The sequence below is a fragment of the Xenorhabdus lircayensis genome, from assembly GCF_016306625.1.
GTDB lineage: Bacteria > Pseudomonadota > Gammaproteobacteria > Enterobacterales > Enterobacteriaceae > Xenorhabdus > Xenorhabdus lircayensis.
On sequence record NZ_JACOII010000092.1, the window covers coordinates 1 to 1,794 of the forward strand.

Below are 1,794 nucleotides of genomic sequence, written 5' to 3' on the forward strand. Positions count from 1 at the left end.
CGATAGGTTCCGCCCCTCCCACACCACCCGGCATGCGGGTCCGCACCGGGCGGTTCGAGAAGTTGAGGTCTCACGTGAGTCTCGGTACGCCCAACCGGTCGAAGTAGGCTATCGTTAGCACTGTGTGGATGGCAGACTGACTATTGTGCCACCAGCGACGGCTCAGGGCCGCCACCGATTGAGCCACCCAAGAGGCTGCGCTAAGTCGCAGCAGCTCCCGGTAGATAGTCGTACCCCGTCGCCATTGCCGTAAATGGACGGCTCGCAGGCGGCGACGTATCCACTCATCCAGTGATCGCCAGATGCGGGGCGTTTGAGCCAGCCTGAAGTACCCTTTCCATCCAAGCAGATAGCGGCGGAGCCTCTCCACCACCTGTGCCATGCTGCGACCACCTGAGCCTCGGGTTAGTTGCCTGATCCTGAGTTTGAACGCCTTTAACGCTTTCGCTGAGACCGCGCCCATCCTTTGTTTGCCAGAGGGCATAACCCAGGAATTTCCGACCGAACGCGCTGGTGACCGCGCTCTTGGCTTCATTGATCACCAGTCGCAGTTTTCCGTAGCAGCGACGGAGCAGCCGCATCACCCGCTCTCCCGCTTTATGACTGCGAACGTAGACGTTACAGTCATCGGCATAGCGGGCGAAGCAGTGTCCCCGGCGTTCCAGCTCTTTGTCCACCTCGTCCAGCAGGACATTGGCCAGCAGCGGCGACAGGGGCCCGCCTTGCGGCGTGCCCTCGTGCCGCGCCATAACCACGCCACCCGCCATGATACCCGCGTTCAGATACGCACGAACCAGCCGGATGACTCCGGGGTCGTCCATGCGTTTCTTTAGCCGGTCAATCAGGATGTCATGGTTGACCCGGTCAAAGAATTTCGACAGGTCGACATCCACCACGATATGGCGGCCCTGTTGGGCGTAGCGTTGCGTAGCCAGCACCGCATCGTGGGCCCGACGGCCCGGACGGAAGCCGTAACTGTGCTCGCTGAAAGTGGGATCAATCAGGGGTTGCAGCACTTGCAGCAGTGCCTGTTGAATCAGACGGTCGGTGACGGTGGGGATACCCAGTTCCCGTTCACTGCCGTCCGGTTTTGGGATGCCTACCCGACGAACGGGCTGTGGCCGATAGGTGCCGTCCAGCAGTTGCTGGCGAAGCACTGGCCACGCCCATCGCAGGTGTTCAGCGGTCTGGGCAATGTCCAGACCGTCGACACCCGCCGATCCCTTGTTGGCCTTCACGCGCTTCCATGCCCGCTGCATATTCTCCCGTGCGAAGACCTGCTCCAGCAGACTTCGCCCTGCGTCCTCCGGCTCTCGTCGCGGGAGTGCCGCTTCATCACTGATCGTTACCGGCAAGGCTTCACCTTTCCGTCTCACGACCCGCCCCGCTGACGCGGGCATCTGATGCGATACAGTACTCATCGACAAGGCGTTTGACGCTCCTTCTCATTCAGCCCTTCGCCCTACGTTAGCGGCTACTATGGCCTCTGCTGACTTCTCGCTCCGTGTCGCCACGTCGCCCTTTCAGGCATAAGGCGAGATCTCCCCGGGTAAGAACACACTCCTTCACCGCACAACCGCCGGATATACACCACCTCGCCTTGGCCACAAGAGCTTCGCGGCTTCTTGCCCGCTCGCCCTGCTTGGCAGTGCCTCGTATCCGATTTTTGTTCATCGGCTCACGGTTTACGCTCCACGCTTCCTCCTCACGGTCGGTCGCCCTTCCGCAATTGCGCTTCACTTCGCTCGCTGTGGCCAGCTCGCGGGAGGACTTACACCTCCAGGAGTGCGCCCG

General features: G+C 61.4%; 2 protein-coding genes. Both read right to left on the minus strand.

Going from position 1 to position 1,794, the window contains the following annotated elements; all coding sequences use genetic code 11:
- Positions 1-70: 70 nt before the first annotated feature.
- Positions 71-382, minus strand: a complete 312-nt coding sequence (locus tag H8A87_RS20110) for a group II intron maturase-specific domain-containing protein (RefSeq protein WP_232370381.1) — start codon at positions 380-382, stop codon at positions 71-73.
- A complete protein-coding gene (ltrA, locus tag H8A87_RS19380; RefSeq protein ID WP_232370380.1) occupies positions 285-1,355 on the minus strand; it encodes a group II intron reverse transcriptase/maturase in 1,071 nt (356 codons plus the stop codon). The genes H8A87_RS20110 and ltrA overlap by 98 nt, the downstream gene beginning before the upstream one ends.
- Positions 1,356-1,794: the final 439 nt, after the last annotated feature.

What these genes read in the sequence shown, in the direction of transcription:
- H8A87_RS20110 (WP_232370381.1), bottom strand. Translation starts at nt 382, where the DNA reads ATGGCACAGGTGGTGGAGAGGCTCCGCCGCTATCTGCTTGGATGGAAA.